The following is a 206-nucleotide window of genomic DNA, read 5'->3' as shown; positions in this document are numbered from 1 at the left end:
GGCCCCGAAGGGCCCGGCCGGCGTCACCAAGGAAGAGCTGCTTGGCTATTACCGGGAGATGCTGCTGATCCGCCGCTTCGAGGAGCGGGCCGGCCAGCTCTATGGCATGGGCCTGATCGGCGGCTTCTGCCACCTGTATATCGGCCAGGAAGCGGTCGCGGTCGGCCTGCAATCGGCGCTCGAGCCGGGCAAGGACAGCGTTATCA

The 206-nt window shown here is 67.0% G+C and carries 1 protein-coding gene; it reads left to right on the top strand.

Features of this window, described 5'->3' with window-relative positions; genetic code table 11:
• Positions 1-206, top strand: a 206-nt coding sequence (locus tag AX663_RS10340) for a thiamine pyrophosphate-dependent enzyme (protein ID WP_269449892.1), incomplete at both ends; no start/stop codon positions are given.

The organism is Streptococcus sp. CCH8-H5, assembly GCF_001556505.1.
Lineage (GTDB): Bacteria > Bacillota > Bacilli > Lactobacillales > Streptococcaceae > Streptococcus.
The sequence above is the reverse complement of the archived record's forward strand: the minus strand, read 5'-3'. Positions and strand labels throughout refer to the sequence as shown.